This window comes from Tsuneonella deserti (assembly GCF_014644315.1).
GTDB lineage: Bacteria > Pseudomonadota > Alphaproteobacteria > Sphingomonadales > Sphingomonadaceae > Tsuneonella > Tsuneonella deserti.
The window spans coordinates 200859-217570 of the sequence record NZ_BMKL01000001.1 but is presented as its reverse complement, the minus strand read 5'-3'; the positions used below and the strand labels follow the sequence as shown (position 1 = coordinate 217570).

Below are 16712 nucleotides of genomic sequence, written 5' to 3'. Positions count from 1 at the left end.
TTGCGCTGCCATAAAGCCGCCATTATTTAGGGCGGGCACGGTGTCTCACCGAGCATCCAAAGCTGTTCAAAGGAACAACGAATATGCGTAAGATCATTCTCGCCGCCGCCGCTGGCGCCGCCGCCCTGACCCTGTCGGCCTGCTCGGAAAAGACCGAAGACGCCGCCACCGAAACCGCTGACTCGGCTGCTGCCGACGCTGCCGCCAACGCCGACGCCGCTGGCGAAGCCGTTGACGCCGCCGCGACCGACGCTGCTGCTGCGACCACCGACGCCGCCGCGACCACTTCGGAAGCCGCGACCGACGCCGCTGCTGCTGCCGAAGCCAGCGCGCAGGACGAGTCGACCGCCGAAGCCAAGGCCGACTGAGCCTTCGCCATCGAGCGAGCAAATGCGAAGGGCGGTGCCGCGAGGCGCCGCCCTTTTCATTTGCGTTCGTCACAGGGAACCGCAGGATGACCACGATCACTTTTGTGCTGTTTCCGGGAGTCACCCAACTCGATTTCACCGGGCCGGCGCAGGTCCTTTCCCGCTTACCCGCCGCAACCCCAGTCATCGCCGCCCGCTCGCTCGATCCGGTCATGACTGATTGCGGGTTCGAGATCGTACCGACCGCGACTTTCCAGGATGCGCCCCGCGCCGACATCCTGTGCGTACCCGGTGGGCACGGCGTGACCGGGGCTCTGGCGCATGCTCCGACCATCGAATTCATCGCCCGCCAGGCGGCGCAGGCGAGATGGATCACCAGCGTGTGCACGGGAGCGTTCCTGCTAGGCCGCGCCGGGCTGCTCGCAGGGAAAAGGGCGACCACCCACTGGGCCTACGCGCATCTTCTGCCGCTTGTTGGCGCGGTCCACGAACAGGCTCGGGTAGTGGAGGACGGCAACACGATTACCGCCGGGGGCGTCACCTCGGGCATCGATTTCGCTCTCACGCTCGTCGCACGCGAGGCAGGACGCGAAGTTGCCGAACAAATCCAGCTTGGGCTCGAATACGATCCCGCGCCGCCCTTCGACGCCGGCTCACCCGCAGCCGCGGGGGCCGAGCGCACTCGTTCGGTGAAGGAGCGAGTGTACGATGCGGCCGCGGCTCGTATGGCCGCGGCGCTGAAAGCGGGTCAGTAGCTGGCGGAAGCGTAGGCCCGCGCGGGCTGCGTGGCGTATCCGTCGTAGAGCGCGCGGGCGATGTTGGCGATCTTGGCTTCCCGCGCGGGGCGCGAGCCCTGACCGGTCACATAGATCGCCACCGCGATAGCCCGCCCATCGGGCGTATTGATGATGCCGATGTCGCTCGACGTGTTGTTGAGCGAACCCGTCTTGTGCGCCACCCGCACGCCATCGGGGAGCATCGCCGGAATGCGGCGCGTGCCGGTCTTGCAGCGGCTCATGGCGCCGAGGATGACGTTGCGGCTGCTGTCTGCGAGAAACTTGCCCTGGTAGAGCCCGGAAAGCAGGCGAACCATCGCTGCGGGAGTGGCACTATCGCGGATATCGACCGTACGGGCCGGATCGATCTCCCCGTCATCGCGCACCAGCGTCGCGATGTCGCGGGTGAGGTTGTAATTGGCGATGCCATTGCGACGCGCCCAGTCATTGACGACTGCCGGGCCGCCGACCGCGGCGAGCAGACCGTCGGTCGCCTGGTTGTTCGACCGGGTGATCATCATCTCGATCAGATCGATCGCCTTGTAATACTTGCCGGGAACGACGGGTGCCTTGTCGCCCGAGAACCGCTTTGAGGCGACCGGAACCATCAGCGGCAGCTCGCTCGTCAACGAATAGCGGCCACGCTCGACCTGCTCCATGAATGTGGCGGCGATTGCGATCTTGCTGGTGGAGGCCATCGGGAAGCGCTGGTCGCCCAGGACCGAAACCTCGCGTCCGCTGGCCAGGTCCACCGCATAGACGCCGATCCGCCCGGCCGAGCCATCGGCGATCCGCGCAATCGTCGCTTCGAGCGGACTGGCATGGATCGCGTCGTAATTCTGCGGGGCTCGCACATGCGTGCCAAGCGCCGCGTCGAAAGCGTTCGCGAACTCCGCGTCGGCAGCTTGAGCCGGCGCGATAGTGGTGAATCCAAGCGCCAGAGCGGCGCACCAGCGTGCTATGCGTCCCATTCCCATGACCCCCATGCTAATCCCGTCATGCTTTGCATAAACTTAACGGCAGGGCCGGATTCTAAACAAGGCAGGCGCGACGAGTCGAGCGCCTGACGCGGCGCAGGGAGTCTGGGCGGGGAACCTTCCCTAAACCCCGAACGGGAAGGTGTCGGCCACGCCTTCGTGCGGCTCGTGTCCGCCCGGTTCCAGCGCGCGCGTCTCGTCAAACCAGACGTAGGCGTCGAACTGGCGAGAAAGCACTGCATCGCTGTAGTGGCTCCAGCGCTCGGTCTGGGGGCGATAGATCACCCCGATAAACCGCTCGAGCATGGGATGGGACAAGCGCGCGCGTAGCGCCTCATCGGCTCCCGGAACCAACAGGAATCTCTCGTTTCCGCATTCCAGCGTCGCCTCGTGGCACTGGCGTTCGTAGCTGTCCGGCCGCGAGGGGATCACGCGCTTGACCTCGCGGTCGCCGTCCCAGTCGGTCGCCGCGGACACGGTGCCTGTATGCGTGCCGAAGCCGATCAGCGCGACGTCGTCGCCCCATCGCTCCCGCGCCAACTGGCCAATGTTGTGCTCCCCGCGCACCGCCCCCATGTCGGTCGCGCGGGCATCGCCGATGTGGCTGTTGTGCGCCCAGACCACCGCCTTGGCCGAAGGTCCGCCGTGTTCGAGCAGGTGCCCCAACGTGTCGGCCATATGCTCGTCACGCAAGTTCCAGCTTTCGGCACCGCCGTAATACATGATGCGGTAGTAACGCTCTGCCGAGGCGACGAGGCGCCCGTTCATGGCTGCGCCGAACGCCTCGCCATCGCGCTCCAGGGCCGCTTCAAGCAGGTCCCGGCACTGTGCGATAACCGCGTCCTCGCACTCTCCATAGCCGCGGTTGAGGGCCATCCGGCCGTATGTCGCCGGATCGGATTGCCAGGGCGTGAGGCAACCATAACGCTCGCGCGCAACCGCCGCTGCGGCGGGATCGGTTTCATCGAGGAAGGCGAGCACGGCCTCGATCGAACCCGACATGTTGTAGATGTCCAGCCCGAAGAAACCCGCCATCCGGTCGGGAGCGCGGTCGCGGTTGATCGCGTGAAGATCGTGCATCAGCTGGGCGATCACCGGATTCCGCCACATCCAGGTCGGGAAGCGGCGAAACGGCCGCTCGGCCCCGTGCCGCGGGGGCCGGTGCCGGATCGCCCGGTCGAGCACCGCGGCATCGGGCCAGTCGGCCTCCGCCGCGACAATCGTGAAGCCGTGATGCTCAACCAGGCGGCGGGTGATCGCGGCGCGCGCCTCGTAGAATTCGCGCGTGCCGTGGCTGCACTCGCCCAGCATGACGACGCGCTTGTCCGCGAAGCGGTCGAAGACGTCGGCAAAGGCCGGGTCTTCGATAGGCGGCAGCGGGACACGATGTCTTGCGATGAGCTGGGGCAGTGTCAGGTCGCGCGCGGGCTTGTGGTTGCTGGCGGTCCGCCCACCGTCCTCCGCGACCGTGCCCGGCAAGAGCGGCACGAAGCGCACCGCCGCCAGGTCGTGGCTGTCCCACCGGTGCTCCCCGCTACGGACGATGCAGCGCAACTGCTGGACGTCCTCTCCCCCTACCGGGATGATCAGCCGGCCGCCTACCTTGAGCTGCTGCCGGAGCGCGTCGGGCACCGTCTCGCTACGCGCGGCGACAAGGATGGCATCGAAGGGAGCTTCGTCCGGCATTCCAGCCATGCCGTCGCCGGCAATAACCGCGCAGTTGCCGATTCCCAGAGCAGCGAGCCGTTCCCGCGCCTCGCGCGCGAGCCCGGCGTGCCGTTCAACCGCGAACACGTCGCCGGCCAAGTGCGACAGCACGGCCGCGGCGTAGCCGGAGCCTGCGCCGACTTCGAGCACGCGGTCTTCGGGACCGATTTCGGCCGCCTCGATCATCGATGCGACGATGTGGGGCTGGCTGATCGTCTGGCCTTCGCCGATCGGCAGGGGGCTGTCGCGGTAGGCGAATTCACGCAGACCCTCGGGCACGAAGCTTTCCCGCGGTACCGCTTGAAATGCCTCGAGGATGGCAGGGTCGGTGATGCCGCGCCCGGCGATTTGCCGTGCGACCATCGCCTCGCGCAGTTGGGCAAAATCGGTCATGCCCCGCGTCCTTCCTGACCCGAACCGGAACCTCACGCCTCGGACAGGATCCGCGCGACCTCGGGCAGCGGCGTGTTGACGAGTTCCTTGGCGACTTCGCCGACGATCCGGGCCTCGAACTCCTGGTGACAATGCTGGCGGATCTGGCCGAGCGTCTTCGGGTCTGCGGCGATCACCACCGGCTCCTGCGCGCCATTGAGCGTCGCCTTGTTGAACCATTCGGCGATCGCGGCACCGTGGGCCAGCTCATCGATGTCCGTCCCGCCCGTGCGTTCTCCGCCGGAGCCCTGGTGCCGCACGCCAGCGTGGAAATTGGTGAGCAGAAGATCGGGCTCGCTCACCTTCTCGAACCGGGGCTCGAACGGCTGACCGATATTGCGCAGGATGACGAGGCGCTCGCCATCGGCGAGGGCGACGAGGGCCTGATGCGGGATCTTCATGGGGGCGTTTCTCCTTCTTCGTCCTTTCCGGATCAACGGCAAGCGCGCGGCTTGGTGCCCGGTCGCTGGAGGAGCCTGCCTCGAAACGAGGGTGCGCGCGCTACGCGTTAATACGAAGGTGAGCGGAACCGGTTAGATTTGTCCCATGCGATTCGTTCATCTCAACTCACGCGGCGGCAACTACCTCGTCGTGGCCCAGAACGTTGCCTGGCTGCGTAGCGACGAGAACGGCCAGACGAAGGTCGGCATCGTCGGCGGCCAGCCGTTGCTGGTGACCGGCTCGATCGAGGAAGTGGCGGCCCAGATCCTGGCGGACACGAACGGCCAATAGGCTGGACCAAAGAAAAAGGGCCGGAGGATCGCTCCCCCAGCCCTTCTTTCCTGTGCTGAGCCGGACTCTTAGAAGCCCATGCCGCCCATGTCGCCCATGCCGCCGCCGGGCATCCCGCCCATTGCCGGCTTGTCTTCGGGCTTCTCGCTGATCGCCGCTTCGGTGGTGATCAGCAGGCCAGCGACCGAAGCCGCGTCCTGCAGCGCGGTGCGAACGACCTTGGTCGGGTCGATCACGCCGGCGTTGACGAGGTTCTCGTAAGTGTCGGTCGCGGCGTTGAAGCCGAGCGCTTCGTCGTTGCCGTCGATCAGCTTGCCCGAGACGACCGCACCGTCATGGCCGGCATTCTCGGCGATCTGGCGCACCGGAGCCCACAGCGCGCGGCGAACGATGTCGATGCCGCGCGTCTGGTCCTCGTTAGCGCCGGTCAAGCCGTCGAGCGCCTTGGTGGCGTAGAGGAGAGCGGTGCCGCCGCCCGGGACGATGCCTTCCTCGACCGCGGCGCGGGTCGCATGCAGCGCGTCGTCAACGCGGTCCTTGCGTTCCTTCACCTCGACTTCCGAGGCGCCGCCGACCTTGATCACGGCCACGCCACCGGCGAGCTTGGCGAGACGCTCCTGGAGCTTCTCCCGGTCGTAGTCGCTGGTGGTGGCGTCGATCTGGGTGCGGATTTCGCCCACACGCGCCTTGATGTCGTCGGCCGAGCCGGCGCCATCGACGATCGTGGTGTTGTCCTTGTCGATAGACACGCGCTTGGCTTCACCGAGCATGCCAACGGTGACGTTCTCGAGCTTGATGCCGAGGTCTTCGCTGATCATCTCGCCCTGGGTCAGGATCGCGATGTCCTGCAGCATTGCCTTGCGGCGATCACCGAAGCCGGGGGCCTTGACCGCCGCGACCTTCAGGCCGCCGCGCAGCTTGTTGACCACCAGGGTGGCCAACGCCTCGCCCTCGATGTCCTCGGCGATGATCAGCAGCGGACGGCCCGACTGCACCACGGCCTCGAGGATCGGCAGCATCGCCTGGAGCGACGACAGCTTCTTCTCGTGGATCAGGATGTAGGGGTTATCCAGCTCTACGGTCATCTTGTCGGGGTTGGTGATGAAGTAGGGGCTGAGATAGCCGCGGTCGAACTGCATGCCTTCGACGACGTCGAGCTCGAACTCGAGGCCCTTGGCTTCCTCGACGGTGATCACGCCTTCCTTGCCGACCTTCTCCATCGCCTCGGCGATCTTGTTGCCGACTTCGGTGTCGCCGTTCGCCGAGATGATGCCGACCTGGGCGATTTCCTGGCTGCCGGCGACGTCCTTGGAACGCGCCTTGAGGTTCTCGACCACCTTGGTGACGGCGAGGTCGATGCCGCGCTTCAGGTCCATCGGGTTCATGCCCGCGGCAACCGACTTCATGCCTTCGCGCACGATGGCCTGGGCCAGCACGGTGGCAGTGGTGGTGCCGTCACCGGCGAGGTCGTTGGTCTTCGAGGCGACTTCGCGCAGCATCTGCGCACCCATGTTCTCGAACTTGTCCTTGAGTTCGATTTCCTTGGCGACGGTGACGCCGTCCTTGGTAATGCGCGGTGCGCCGAAGCTCTTGTCGATCACCACGTTGCGGCCCTTGGGACCGAGGGTGACCTTGACCGCGTTGGCGAGGGTGTCGACGCCGGCGAGAATGCGCTCACGCGCGTCGCGGCCGAACTTTACGTCCTTGGCTGCCATTTTCGTTTCTCCTGGAATTCTCGAGTTGTGGGGAAAGCGTCAGCGGGTCCGGCTCAGCCGACGATCCCGAGGATGTCGCTTTCCTTCATGATCAGCAGGTCTTCACCGTCGATCTTGACTTCGGTGCCGCTCCACTTGCCGAACAGCACGCGGTCGCCGGCCTTGACGTCCGGCTTGATGCGATCGCCATCCTCGTTGTAGGCGCCCTCGCCCACCGAGATGACTTCGCCTTCGCTCGGCTTTTCCTGCGCGCTGTCGGGAATAATGATGCCACCGGCGGTCTTGCTGTCAGCCTCGATACGGCGGACGAGAACGCGGTCGTGCAACGGACGAAATGCCATGTCGCTTTGCCTCTCTAGTTATCAGTGAATCTCTTGGCACTCCCTCCCGGAGAGTGCCAGCAGCGCCCATTTAGTGCGCGCGGATGCAGCGTCAAGCGATGGCGCGGAGTTTCTTTTCGGACTCGTGAACGGGCACCAGACCCAGCCGCCCACGCATCAGCCACCGGCTGATCAGGCCTCCCGAAACGAACACCAGGCCCACCAGCAGGCCGATCCAGATCCCCAGTCCTTCGAGTGGGGTGGCAAAGCCCAGCCAGAGCATTGTTGCCAGGCCGGGCACCCAGTACCCCAGCACCGCGACCCACATCGGAACGCGGGTGTCCTGCAGCCCGCGCAGCGAGCCGGCGGCGACCGCCTGCAGCCCATCGAAAAGCTGGAAGCCCGCGGCGACCCTCAGATAGGCGATCGCGAACCCGACCATCGCGGCATTTTCGGGCGCGCGGGGATCGATGTAGAGGTGCAACAGAAATTCCGGCGCGAACAGCATGGCCGCCGCGGTGGTCGCCATGAACCCGGTGCCGACCGCGATGGCCGACCAGCCCGCGCGTGCGATGCCGGTGCCGTCACCCGAACCGTAGTAATAACCAACGCGGATGGTCGCTGCCTGGGCGACTCCGAACGGCACCTGGAACGCGAACGCAGCCAACTGCAGGGCGAGCGTATGGCCTCCCAGCTCGGGTGCCCCGATGCGTCCCATCATGAACGCCGCGCTGTTGAACAGTCCGCCTTCCGCCACGATCGTCAGGGTTACCGGCGCGCCCAGAACGATTAGCCGCCGGAAGTAGCTCCAGTCAGGGCTCCACCAGCGGCCGAAGATGCGGAATGCCCTGAGCTTTCTGTCGGAGTATATCAGCGCGACATAGGCCAGCACGCCCAGCCAGGCGGTGATGCTGCTGGCGATAGCCGACCCGGTCATGCCGAGCGCCGGCATGCCGAGCTCGCCGAACACCAGCGCATAGTTGCCGAGCGCTGCGAATGCCACCTGCACTCCCACCACCAGCGTGGCGAAAACGGGCCGGCCCAGCGCCGACACGTAGCTTCTCAGCACGTTGCAGATCAGCATCGGAATGGCGGCCCAGCCGAGCACGGCGAGAAAGTCGCCCGCAACGGCGGAAATCTTGCGTTCCTGCCCGGTCAGCAGCATGAATGCTTCGCCCTTGAGCATCGCCAGAGCCAGAACCAGCCCGCTGACGACCGCCAGCCACAGCGCCATCCGCGTCGCTCGCCGGACTTCGCGCAGAACCCCTGTTCCTCGTCCCAGTGCCGCTGCGATCAGTGCCGAAACCATCCCCGTGAGGCCGGTCATCGCCCACATGATCGTGCCGAAGAGCGCGAACGAGAGGCTCGCTGCGGCGAGCGGGACCGTGCCCAGGCGGGCGATGAACATGACGTCGATCGCCCAGACCATCATCTGCAGCAGGTTGGCGGCCGCCAGCGGCCAGGCGAGCGCCAGCATCGCGGAAATCTCGCTCCGCCATGCGCCACCGCGCCGAAAGGCCGCCATGTTCGACATAAAGCCGGCCCGGATAGTCGCGTGAGGCGATGTAGGAAAGCGGGCGCCTGCCACTTCGCCAAGATGGCTTCAGCTTGCGGCAAGCTTGCCACAGCCACTGGCCGCGCGTGCCTGCTCGGAGTTATGCCGGATGAAATGCGCCCTAGCCTGTTTCCTGACCTTGGCCGCGGTCTCGGCCCTCCCCTCCCCGGTCCAAGCAGGTGAGCTTTATGGCGGGGTTTATGACCATGCGGTCGACACGCCCTTCACGCTCGAAACCCGGGAACGCGGCGCGGATCTCCAGCTCGGGTACCGGTTCGCGCCCGTGATACCCGTTGCGCGGATCGAACCGTATGTGTTCGGCTCGGTCAACACGGCCGATGGCGGGACCGACTTCGTGGGCGCTGGCGTGAGCCGCAAATTCTCGCTCGGCCCGGTCTATGTTCGGCCCGGCGTGGGGCTGGTGCTTCACGATGCCCCCGCCTTGCGCGCCGACCCCGACACCGGAGTGCGGACCGATCTTGGCAGCCGGGTGCTGTTCGAACCGGAGGTCGCGCTCGGTCTCGCTTTGCTCCCGCGGGTGAGTGTCGAGGCGAGCTGGGTGCACATATCGAACGCCCGCCTGTTCAATTCGCAGCAGAACCCAGGGATCGACATGATCGGCGTACGCGCAAACGTGAAGCTCTAAGCAGCCGTTTGACGGGGCGGCCAGAGGCTTTAGAACCGCCCGGCGCATCCCGCGCCGGAGCGAACTTCCATGATCCGTCTCGCCGTGGGCGCCGTTTTGCTGCTGTCGCTTGCCGGTTGCGGCAAGGCCACCCGCGAAAGCGACGATCCGATACCTGCGAGTTCGCCGGAGGCGGCCAATGCCTCGGCCAGCACCGCAGTGGCCGCCGCTTCGACCGCCGCGGCGGCTGAGACACCTGCGGCGTTCATGCAGTGCAAGGTCTGTCATACGACCGAACCGGACAGGAACCTCATTGGCCCGTCGCTGGCCGGGGTGTATGGCCGACGCGCCGGGTCGCTTGCCGGCTATCCCTACAGCACCGCGATCAAGCAGGCCGGCCTGACGTGGGACGAAGGCACCCTCGACACTTTCCTAACCAGCCCGATGAAGGCGGTTCCGGGTACCAAGATGACATATGCCGGCATCAAGGATCCGGCGGCGCGGCGTGAGGTGATCGCCTACCTCGAGACACTCTGATGGAGCACGCGGCCGCCTCGCATTTCCTTCGCGACGGCGTGATCATGCTGGGCTTCGCGCTCGGCTTCGTGCTGTTGTTCCGTCGGCTGCGGCTGGGCGCGACGCTGGGCTACCTCGTTGCCGGCGCCGTGATCGGACCGCAGGTGCTCCACCTCACCGGCGACGCGGAGGGCAAGATCGCGTTCGCCGAACTCGGCATCGTGCTGCTGCTGTTCATCGTCGGCCTGGAGCTAGCGCCGCAGCGACTGTGGCGCATGAAGCGCGAAATCTTCGGCCTCGGCCTGCTGCAAGTCGTGCTCTGCGGGCTCGCACTGACCGGAGCGATCGGACTGACGACCGACTTTACGTGGACGGCCGCGCTCGCCCTCGGCCTGCCGCTGGCTCTCTCGTCCACGGCCCAGGTCCTGCCGATGCTGCAATCGGCCGGACGGCTCAAGACGCCATTCGGGGAGCGGGCGTTCTCGATCCTGCTGTTCCAGGACCTGTCGATCATCGCGATGATCACCGTTGTCGCCGCGCTGAGCCGCAATCCCGCCGACGACGCCGGACCTCCCGGCTGGCAACTCGCCGGGCTGACGATCGTGGCGATAGTGGGCCTGATACTGGCGGGGCGCTTCCTGATCCGCCCGCTGTTCCGCCTGATCGGGGTGTGGGGCGAACGCGAGATGTTCATCGTCGCCGCCCTGTTCACCATCGCAGCCTCTGCCGCGACGATGGAGCTGTTGGGCCTATCGACCGCGCTCGGAGCCTTCATCGCGGGGGTCATGCTGGCCGACACGCCCTATCGCCACGAGCTGGAGACCGACGTCGAGCCGTTCCGCTCGATCCTGCTCGGCCTGTTCTTCCTGGCGGTCGGGATGATGCTCGATCTGCAGGCGATCGCGGAGCGGCCCGTGTTCGTGCTGGTCGCCGCGCTCGGGCTGATCGCCATCAAGGCGCTCGTCATCGGCGGGATCGGGCTGCTGATCGGGATGCAATGGCGCAACGCGCTCGCACTGGGGCTACTCCTGAGCCAGGGCGGCGAGTTCGGTTTCGTAATGCTCGCGCAGGCCCAGCAGGGTCTCATCATCAGTCCGGAAGCTGCCAGCCTGTTCGGGGCGGTGATTACCCTTTCGATGGCCTCCACTCCGTTCCTGATGATGCTGACCGCGCCGCTGCGCCGCACTCCGGAAGCGACCGACCGGCGCGAGGGGCCGAGAGCCGATGGAGCTGGCGCACTCGTCATCGGCTATGGCCGGTTTGGCCAGACGGTCGCCCAGATGCTGCTGCTCAGCGACATCAAGGTCACCCTGATCGACATCGACACCGAAATGATCGACGTTGCGGGCGAGTTCGGCTCCAAGGTTTACTTCGGGGATGGCACCCGGATCGATCTGCTGCGCCAGGCGGGGGCGGAGGATGCTGACGCGCTGCTGTTCTGCCTCGATGGGCAGCAGCTCGACGCCGGTAAGCTTCAAGCCATTCGCGAGGCATTTCCAGATCCGAAGATCCTGGTGCGCGCCTACGACCGCCGCACGCTGGTGGCGCTGCGCGATGCACCGGTCGACTGCGCGATTCGCGAAGTGCTCGAATCGGCGGTTGCGATGGCGCGCCAGGCACTGGAGATGCTGGGCGACAGCGTTCAGGACATCGACGACGCGGAGCAGGAGTACCGCCGGCGAGACGACGCCCGCCTCGACGTCCAGATCGAAGCCGGCGACTATCGCGCGGCGCGTGACATGGTCATAACCGAGCAGAAAAAAGCGTGGCGAGAACGCGGAAAGGAGAGCGCATGACAAAGGCCGATCGGGAGTTCGACATCGTCGTTTACGGCGCAACCGGATACACCGGTCGCCTGGTCGCCGAGCACTTCGTGCGCGAGTACGGTGGCAAGGCTGACGCCCCAAAGTGGGCGATGGCCGGGCGCACGCTCGACAAGCTGAAGGATGTCCGCACGCTGATCGGCGCGCCGGCCGATACTCCCCTGATCGTGGCCGATGCGGACGCTCCGGGCACGCTCGACGCCATGTGCCACCGGACGCGCGTGGTGTTGACCACGGTGGGTCCGTACCAGCTCTATGGCAGCGAGCTCGTCGCAGCCTGCGCGCGCTCCGGCACGGACTATGCCGACTTGTGCGGCGAGCCCGCGTGGATGCGCGAGATGATCGACGCGCATGACCAGCACGCCAAGGCGAGCGGCGCGCGGATCGCCTTCTCGAGCGGGTTCGATTCGATCCCGTTCGATCTCGGCGTGCTGATGCTCCAGAAGGAAGCGGTGAAGCGTTTCGGCAAGGCGGCTCCGCGCGTTCGCGGACGGGTGCGGGACATGAAGGGCACGTTCTCCGGCGGCACCGCCGCCAGCCTGACGGCGACGATGAAGGCCATCGCCAAGGATCCCCGGCTCGTCAGCCTGCTGCAAAGTCCCTTCGCTCTCACCCCCGGCTTCGAGGGCCCGGACCAGCCCATGGGTCTTCTGCCACACTATGAAGACGACCTCGGTCGCTGGGCGGCACCGTTCATCATGGCCACGATCAACGTGAAGAACGTCCACCGCACCAACTTCCTCGCCGGGTTCCCTTATGGCCGGGATTTTCGCTACGACGAGATGGTGCTCACCAGTCCCGGCGAGGCGGGCAAGGCGGCGGCAAACGCGGTTGTCGATCTGCTCAAGAATCCGTTCGGGGCCAAGCCGCCCGCTCCCGGCGAGGGGCCGACGCCTGAGGAGCGCGAGAACGGACATTACGACGTGCTGTTCGTCGGCGAAATGCCGACCGGAGAGAAGCTGCGCTACGGCGTGAAGGGTCGTTACGATCCAGGTTACGGCTCTACCAGCCGGATGCTTGCCGAGACTGGCATGGCCCTGCTGTCAAGTAACGCACCTGGCGGAATCGGCACGCCGGGCTCTATCCTTGGCGAGGCACTGGTCGATCGTTTGCGCGACCACGCGGAGATGACCTTCCAGGTCGAGGAGTAGCGCCGCCGGCACCTTTGCCGCCCTACGTGCGTTGAACGGGTCGCAACAGGGGAAAGGAAGAAAGCCATGTCAGCCATCGTCGCGTTCCTGGGACGTGTCATGCTTGCCGCGCTGTTCGTGCTCTCGGGCATCGACAAGATAATCGATCCGTCCAATGCCGCCGCGGCGCTCACCGCAGCCAGCCTGCCTCCGACCCTGGCGATGCCGACAGGGATCTTCGAGGTCGTGGCCGGACTGTTCCTCGCGCTGGGCATCATGAGCCGCCTGGTCTCTATCCTCCTCGCAGGCTTCACGCTGCTGACGATCTTCTTCTTTCACAACGACTGGGGCGATCCGATGCAGTCGGTCCAGGCGCTCAAGAACCTCGCGATTGCTGGCGGACTGCTGGTGGTCTTCGCCTATGGCCAGATGCGCTGGAGCTACGATCACATCCGCGCTGCCCGAAAGGGGGAGGTGGTCGCCGCCGATGCTACCGCCCGCGCACACGAAGCCGAGCTACGCGCCGCCCGCGCGGAGGGCCGCGCCGAAGCGGCCGGGGTGGCGGTCACCGACCTGGACGAGCACGGGCATACGAAAAAGCGCCGTTGGTTCTGATCAGAAGCTGACCCGAACGCTCGCCTCGAAATCGCGGCCGGGAAGCGGAGTGTAATCCTTGGTCAGGCTGGTCGCGAGCCGGCCGGTCACATTGAAGATGTTTTCCGCCTTGAGCAGCAGGGTGACGTTGTCGTTGCCGCGCAACGGGCGCCAAGCGAGCGAGGCATTGACGAAAGTGTAGCCGTCGGTTGGAGTCTCATTGGCGGCGACCTTGTCCTGCCGTCCTGCCCAGGCCACTTCGCCGCGCGCGGTCCAGGCTCCGGCCGCGCCCTCCAGCGCGCCGAACAGCGCCAGGGGAGGAATGCGCGGGACATTGCTTCCATCACCCAGCTTCGCACGCACCCACGATGCGCGGAGTTCGCTTTTCAGCGATAATCCGTCGGTGCGCACCAGTGGCATGTCGAGCTCGCCTTCGGCTCCATAGTAGTCGGCATCGCCCTGCATTTGCTGAAGGACTGGCGCGCCATCGATGAATTGGCCGGTATTGGCTTCGTAGATGTAACCCGTGAAGCGGTTGTAGAAGCCGGTTACCGAGACATCGGCCGGACCGAGCCTGCCGCGGGCGAACAGCTCACCGCCGACCGCACGTTCCGGCTTCAGACTCGGATCGCCGCGCTCGTATGCTTGCGTGGCCTCGTGATAACCGTCGGTCAGCAGCTCCTCCGGACTCGGAGCGCGCGACACTCGGTTCGCATTTATGCCGATGTCGAGGCCCGATGGCATCGAGTAGGTGAGCCCGAGAGCACCGGACACGGTCGAAAAGCGGCGGTCGAACCGAAGCTCGGGCGCTGAAACGCTGGCATGCTCGTATCGTCCGGCAAGCTGCATCCGGAAGGCCCCGAGCGGAACTTCCTGCAACGCGAATAGCGCGATCGATTCGGACAGGTTGCGCGGCTGGACGCGTTCCTCGCCCACGGTATCCAGATGGCGGAAAGTGTACTGTAGGCCCGTCGAACCTGACCAACCCGACCGCTCGGTCTGGACCAGCTCCGCCCGCGCTTCCATCCCCTCCACGTTGAACGTCGTGCCCGGCGTGTCGCCCTCGAACTCGGTGTGCTGGTAGTGGCTGTAGGCAGCGCGGCTCTCTATCCGATCGAACAATCCGGCGCCGAGCGCGAGCACCGCGCGCAAGTCGCCGCGCCACTGCTGAAGGCCGATATGGACCGGCTCTGCCTCTTCCGATGCGGGCCTCGCCGGGACGCCGTAAGTAGTGTCGTAGTATCCCAGCGAAGCACCGAGATTGCTGTCACCCGAGAAAAAGGCCGCGCCACCGGTGACGCTCCAAGTCTGCGAACCGCTGTTCGGAAGCACGTCCCGCTGGGTCGCCTGCCGTCGCAATGCCGCGGCAAGGGATGGGTCGCTGGCTTCAAGCGATCCGGCGCGGGCGAGAAGGTCTCTCCGCAGCGGCCCCGCCACGGTGAAGCCTGGCACCTTCAGGTCTCCGGTGCGGCTATACCCGCCATCCAGATGCGCGGCGAACCCCTGGCCGAGCGGCATGTCGAACGACGCTGCTCCTTGCCGCAAGTCTGCCGCGGTGTTGCCGCTCACCAATCCGTCAAAGTGCACCGTCTCTTCCGGCAGGCGCAACGGAATGCGCTTGTCGATGATGTTGACCGCGCCGCCGATCGCCTGGCTGCCGTAAAGAAGGACTGCAGGTCCGCGCAGGATGTCGATTCGCTCGGCATTGAACGGATCGACCGCGACCGCGTGGTCGTCCGATACGTTCGAAGCATCGATCGAGCCGATGCCGTCGATCAGCAGCTTGACCCGGTTGCCGGAAAATCCCCGCAAGACCGGCCGGGAGGCGCCCGGCGCGAAGCCGCTCATCGACACGCCCGGCTGGTTCATCAGCACCTCGCCGATTTGCACCGCCTGCGATCGTTGCAACTCGAGACCCTCGACCGCCGTGGTACCCGCCAGCATATCGAGCCGCTTGAGACCGGTCGCCGTGACGATGATCTCGCCGCCTTCGCGGTTGTGCAAATCGTCATCCGAATCGGACGGCGGCTGGCCGGCCTGGCTGGCCTCCTGTGCGAAGGCCGGGTCAATCCATGCGATAGCGCCTGATGTGAAAAGCAGCGCAAGAGAACCGCGCACGACTGAATGATATATAGTCACGCGTCGCCAGTAGCGGACGCGGTGCCGGAGGCAAGCCGGTTGTGCACCGCCACAGACAAAACGCCGTGCTGGAGCGACGAAACGCGAGATTGACCGTTCGGATGGGGGCACTGGAGCGGGCGAAGGGAGTCGAACCCTCGACCTTCTGCATGGCAAGCAGACGCTCTACCACTGAGCTACGCCCGCTCAGGCGCTTGTCGTCAGCCTATCGGAGGATGGGCAGTGACGATCGGAAGAGCGATGCCCCTCCGGTGGGAGGCGCGCGGTTAGCAAAGGCCCTCGGAGGCCGCAAGCGCTATTTGGCAGCCGAGCGTTTGCGCTTCACAAACGCAATGGAACTCCCACATTGGCGGCGCGCACCGGCAGACGAACAAAACGCAAAGGGGACCGCTAAGTGGCCAGCATGGGCTTGAATCTCGAGGAACAGAAGGCAGTCGACCGTTTCCGCAAGGAGGTTGTCGAACCATCGATGACGAGCCTGGTGGTTCTCGATTTCTGGGCCGAATGGTGCGGACCGTGCAAGGCGCTCACCCCCGTGCTTGAGAAAGTCTGCGGTGAATACGCGGACAAGGGCGTCGTGCTCGCCAAGATCAACGTCGACGAAGAACAGTTCATCGCCGCGCAGTTTCAGGTGCGATCCATCCCCACGGTCTATGCGATGTTCCAGGGCCAGCCTGTCGCCGACCTGACCAACGCCCGCTCCGAATCGCAGCTCAAGGCATTGCTCGATCAGCTCCTCTCGCAATTGCCGGTCGGCGGACCCGACGAAGGAACGGCCGAAGTGGCGCAGTTCATCGAAATGGGCGAAGCCGTTCTTGCCGAGGGCGACGGAGTGCGTGCCGCGGGGATATTCGCGCAGGTTGTCGAAATGGCCCCCGAAAACCCTGCCGCCAGGGCAGGTCTCATCCGCGCCCTGGTTGCGGCCGGCAAAATCGACGAGGCGCTCGCGGCGGCCGACGCGCTCGACGAAACACTTTCGGCCGATTCCGGCGTCAAAGCCGCACTCTCAGCGCTTGAGCTTGCGGGTGACCGGGTCGATGAAGGCGAGCTCCAGACATTGCGCGCCGCCGCCGCCGAACGGCCTACGGATATGGAGGCTCAGCTGGCTTTTGCCGAGGCCGCCTATGCCGCCGGCCAACGTGACGAGGCCGCCGACGCCCTCCTCGCGATGGTGCAGCACGACCGCGAATGGAACGATGGCGCTGCGCGCGCACAGCTCGTCAAGATTTTCGAAGCAGTCGGGCTGGAAGATCCGTGGGTCGTCGCCACTCGCCGCAGGCTGTCGCGCGTATTGTTCGGATAG

Annotated in this window: 16 protein-coding genes and 1 tRNA gene; 9 read left to right on the top strand and 8 right to left on the bottom strand. The window is 65.8% G+C overall.

Annotated features, from left to right (window positions below; translation table 11 throughout):
• Positions 1–83: 83 nt before the first annotated feature.
• Together IEW58_RS00970 and IEW58_RS00965 are read left to right on the top strand one after the other, a co-directional pair.
• A complete protein-coding gene (locus tag IEW58_RS00970) occupies positions 84–368 on the top strand; it encodes a hypothetical protein (protein ID WP_188643425.1) in 285 nt (94 codons plus the stop codon).
• Between the two features lie 86 nt (positions 369–454).
• Positions 455–1123: a DJ-1/PfpI family protein gene (locus IEW58_RS00965; RefSeq protein WP_188643424.1), complete on the top strand. Its 669-nt coding sequence runs from the start codon at positions 455–457 to the stop codon at positions 1121–1123.
• Here the strand turns inward: IEW58_RS00965 and IEW58_RS00960 are convergent.
• From IEW58_RS00960 to IEW58_RS00950, 3 genes are all read right to left on the bottom strand, one after another.
• The gene (locus IEW58_RS00960) at positions 1117–2121 is read right to left on the bottom strand and encodes a serine hydrolase (RefSeq protein ID WP_373284768.1); all 1005 of its coding nucleotides are present in this window, start codon (positions 2119–2121) and stop codon (positions 1117–1119) included. The two genes, IEW58_RS00965 and IEW58_RS00960, sit on opposite strands and share 7 nt — an antisense overlap.
• A gap of 123 nt (positions 2122–2244) precedes the next feature.
• Entirely contained in the window at positions 2245–4221 is a 1977-nt protein-coding gene (locus tag IEW58_RS00955) for a protein-L-isoaspartate(D-aspartate) O-methyltransferase (RefSeq protein ID WP_188643422.1), read from the bottom strand.
• Between the two features lie 32 nt (positions 4222–4253).
• Positions 4254–4661 (bottom strand): baeRF12 domain-containing protein, encoded by a 408-nt coding sequence (locus IEW58_RS00950; RefSeq protein WP_188643421.1) that lies wholly within the window; start codon positions 4659–4661, stop codon positions 4254–4256.
• A gap of 145 nt (positions 4662–4806) precedes the next feature.
• Here IEW58_RS00950 and IEW58_RS00945 point away from each other — a divergent pair, with 145 nt between their 5' ends.
• Positions 4807–4992 (top strand): hypothetical protein, encoded by a 186-nt coding sequence (locus tag IEW58_RS00945; RefSeq protein ID WP_188643420.1) that lies wholly within the window; start codon positions 4807–4809, stop codon positions 4990–4992.
• A gap of 68 nt (positions 4993–5060) precedes the next feature.
• Here IEW58_RS00945 and groL read toward each other — a convergent pair whose 3' ends face one another.
• The 3 genes from groL to IEW58_RS00930 form a co-directional block, all read right to left on the bottom strand.
• A complete protein-coding gene (gene groL / locus IEW58_RS00940) occupies positions 5061–6707 on the bottom strand; it encodes a chaperonin GroEL (protein WP_188643419.1) in 1647 nt (548 codons plus the stop codon).
• Between the two features lie 53 nt (positions 6708–6760).
• Positions 6761–7048 carry a co-chaperone GroES gene (gene groES, locus IEW58_RS00935; protein ID WP_188643418.1) on the bottom strand — a complete coding sequence of 96 codons (288 nt, stop codon included), beginning with the start codon at positions 7046–7048 and terminating at the stop codon, positions 6761–6763.
• 91 nt (positions 7049–7139) lie between these two features.
• Entirely contained in the window at positions 7140–8552 is a 1413-nt protein-coding gene (locus tag IEW58_RS00930; RefSeq protein ID WP_188643417.1) for an MATE family efflux transporter, read from the bottom strand.
• Between the two features lie 139 nt (positions 8553–8691).
• Here IEW58_RS00930 and IEW58_RS00925 point away from each other — a divergent pair, with 139 nt between their 5' ends.
• The 5 genes from IEW58_RS00925 to IEW58_RS00905 all read left to right on the top strand — a co-directional run bounded on the left by IEW58_RS00925 (position 8692) and on the right by IEW58_RS00905 (position 13291).
• Positions 8692–9228: an acyloxyacyl hydrolase gene (locus tag IEW58_RS00925; RefSeq protein WP_188643416.1), complete on the top strand. Its 537-nt coding sequence runs from the start codon at positions 8692–8694 to the stop codon at positions 9226–9228.
• Positions 9229–9297: 69 nt separating this feature from the next.
• A complete protein-coding gene (locus tag IEW58_RS00920; RefSeq protein WP_188643415.1) occupies positions 9298–9744 on the top strand; it encodes a c-type cytochrome in 447 nt (148 codons plus the stop codon).
• Positions 9744–11519, top strand: coding sequence for a cation:proton antiporter domain-containing protein (locus tag IEW58_RS00915; RefSeq protein WP_188643414.1), 1776 nt, complete (start codon positions 9744–9746; stop codon positions 11517–11519). Before IEW58_RS00920 ends, IEW58_RS00915 begins: the two co-directional genes overlap by 1 nt.
• Complete coding sequence (locus tag IEW58_RS00910) at positions 11516–12697, top strand: saccharopine dehydrogenase family protein (RefSeq protein WP_188643413.1); 1182 nt, start codon at positions 11516–11518, stop codon at positions 12695–12697. The genes IEW58_RS00915 and IEW58_RS00910 overlap by 4 nt, the downstream gene beginning before the upstream one ends.
• 66 nt (positions 12698–12763) lie before the next feature.
• The gene (locus IEW58_RS00905; protein ID WP_188643412.1) at positions 12764–13291 is read left to right on the top strand and encodes a DoxX family protein; all 528 of its coding nucleotides are present in this window, start codon (positions 12764–12766) and stop codon (positions 13289–13291) included.
• Here the strand turns inward: IEW58_RS00905 and IEW58_RS00900 are convergent, their stop codons facing one another.
• Together IEW58_RS00900 and IEW58_RS00895 are read right to left on the bottom strand one after the other, a co-directional pair.
• Positions 13292–15409 (bottom strand): TonB-dependent receptor, encoded by a 2118-nt coding sequence (locus IEW58_RS00900; RefSeq protein WP_188643411.1) that lies wholly within the window; start codon positions 15407–15409, stop codon positions 13292–13294.
• Positions 15410–15520: 111 nt separating this feature from the next.
• Positions 15521–15595: transfer RNA gene (locus IEW58_RS00895), tRNA-Gly, on the bottom strand.
• Between the two features lie 217 nt (positions 15596–15812).
• Between IEW58_RS00895 and IEW58_RS00890 the strand changes: the two genes are divergently transcribed.
• Positions 15813–16712 (top strand): tetratricopeptide repeat protein, encoded by a 900-nt coding sequence (locus IEW58_RS00890; RefSeq protein ID WP_188645597.1) that lies wholly within the window; start codon positions 15813–15815, stop codon positions 16710–16712.

Coding starts and splice junctions, on each gene's coding strand:
- IEW58_RS00970 (WP_188643425.1), top strand. CDS start 84: ATGCGTAAGATCATTCTCGCCGCCGCCGCTGGCGCCGCCGCCCTGACC.
- IEW58_RS00965 (WP_188643424.1), top strand. CDS start 455: ATGACCACGATCACTTTTGTGCTGTTTCCGGGAGTCACCCAACTCGAT.
- IEW58_RS00960 (WP_373284768.1), bottom strand. CDS start 2,121: ATGGGAATGGGACGCATAGCACGCTGGTGCGCCGCTCTGGCGCTTGGA.
- IEW58_RS00955 (WP_188643422.1), bottom strand. CDS start 4,221: ATGACCGATTTTGCCCAACTGCGCGAGGCGATGGTCGCACGGCAAATC.
- IEW58_RS00950 (WP_188643421.1), bottom strand. CDS start 4,661: ATGAAGATCCCGCATCAGGCCCTCGTCGCCCTCGCCGATGGCGAGCGC.
- IEW58_RS00945 (WP_188643420.1), top strand. CDS start 4,807: ATGCGATTCGTTCATCTCAACTCACGCGGCGGCAACTACCTCGTCGTG.
- groL (WP_188643419.1), bottom strand. CDS start 6,707: ATGGCAGCCAAGGACGTAAAGTTCGGCCGCGACGCGCGTGAGCGCATT.
- groES (WP_188643418.1), bottom strand. CDS start 7,048: ATGGCATTTCGTCCGTTGCACGACCGCGTTCTCGTCCGCCGTATCGAG.
- IEW58_RS00930 (WP_188643417.1), bottom strand. CDS start 8,552: ATGGCGGCCTTTCGGCGCGGTGGCGCATGGCGGAGCGAGATTTCCGCG.
- IEW58_RS00925 (WP_188643416.1), top strand. CDS start 8,692: ATGAAATGCGCCCTAGCCTGTTTCCTGACCTTGGCCGCGGTCTCGGCC.
- IEW58_RS00920 (WP_188643415.1), top strand. CDS start 9,298: ATGATCCGTCTCGCCGTGGGCGCCGTTTTGCTGCTGTCGCTTGCCGGT.
- IEW58_RS00915 (WP_188643414.1), top strand. CDS start 9,744: ATGGAGCACGCGGCCGCCTCGCATTTCCTTCGCGACGGCGTGATCATG.
- IEW58_RS00910 (WP_188643413.1), top strand. CDS start 11,516: ATGACAAAGGCCGATCGGGAGTTCGACATCGTCGTTTACGGCGCAACC.
- IEW58_RS00905 (WP_188643412.1), top strand. CDS start 12,764: ATGTCAGCCATCGTCGCGTTCCTGGGACGTGTCATGCTTGCCGCGCTG.
- IEW58_RS00890 (WP_188645597.1), top strand. CDS start 15,813: ATGGGCTTGAATCTCGAGGAACAGAAGGCAGTCGACCGTTTCCGCAAG.